Source organism: Eubacterium sp. 14-2 (assembly GCF_000403845.2).
Lineage (GTDB): Bacteria > Bacillota > Clostridia > Lachnospirales > Lachnospiraceae > Petralouisia.
Genome location: NZ_KE159569.1, coordinates 1 through 876 on the forward strand (window position 1 = coordinate 1; position 876 = coordinate 876).

2 protein-coding genes are annotated in these 876 nt (G+C 50.5%); both read right to left on the reverse strand.

Annotated features, from left to right (window positions below; all coding sequences use genetic code 11):
* Nucleotides 1-213 precede the first annotated feature (213 nt).
* Nucleotides 214-405 carry a hypothetical protein gene (locus C805_RS23880; RefSeq protein ID WP_016216623.1) on the reverse strand — a complete coding sequence of 64 codons (192 nt, stop codon included), beginning with the start codon at nt 403-405 and terminating at the stop codon, nt 214-216.
* A 15-nt stretch (nt 406-420) separates the two neighbouring features.
* Nucleotides 421-876 (reverse strand): ABC transporter ATP-binding protein (locus tag C805_RS23885; protein WP_031201865.1); only part of this gene is annotated, 456 nt, incomplete at its 5' end.

The following is an 876-nucleotide window of genomic DNA, read 5'->3' on the forward strand; positions in this document are numbered from 1 at the left end:
ATGAACCTTCGGTTCATGATCGACATTCGCCGTTCGTCAATCATGCAAGCATGTTGACTCACTTGCGCTCATGATATCGCCAGCAGCAAAAGATATACGTTTGCCGCTGCCACAGACAGACATCTTATTATAGCCTGTCGGAAATGCCAAAACAATTTGATTGCTGTGAAATGTTTCTCTGTTGCTGTGAGATGCTGAATAAATATCTATCAATCACTCCATCGTCCGCATCTGTTCTACCAGGGATTGCTTTTTCTTCCTGCTCACCATCCAGACTGACAGGATCACCGCCATGCCAGGCAGCACAGAGAGGAACAGTCCCATTTGCAGGAACGGGATAAGAATCTTCCGCTTCGCCAGTTTCCTCACAATGGCGCCGGTGTCATTTTCAAAAGGCCATATCATGATCCGCCACCTCCTTTAGCCCATGATCCTGCCGTCCTCGATCCTTACGATCCGGTCAGCCAGCTGGGCAATCTCGTTATTGTGGGTAATCATGACAATGGTTTGGCTAAACTCCATACTGGTACGCTTTAATAGCTCCAGCACATCAGCGCTGGTCCTGGAATCCAGATTTCCGGTGGGTTCGTCAGCCAGGATGATGGCCGGCTTGGTGATCAGGGCGCGTGCGATGGCGACACGCTGCTGCTGTCCGCCGGAAAGGTTGTTCGGCATATCGTGGAGCTTATCTTCCAATGCCAGCATCCTCACGATCTCGTCCATAAACTTCTCATCTGCCGTGTCGCCGTCCAGCTCCACAGGCAGGACAATATTTTCATAGACATTCAGGATCGGGACAAGGTTATAGTTCTGGAAGATAAAGCCGATGTTGCGGCGGCGGAAGATGGTCAGCTCCTCGTCATTCTTTTTGGCCAG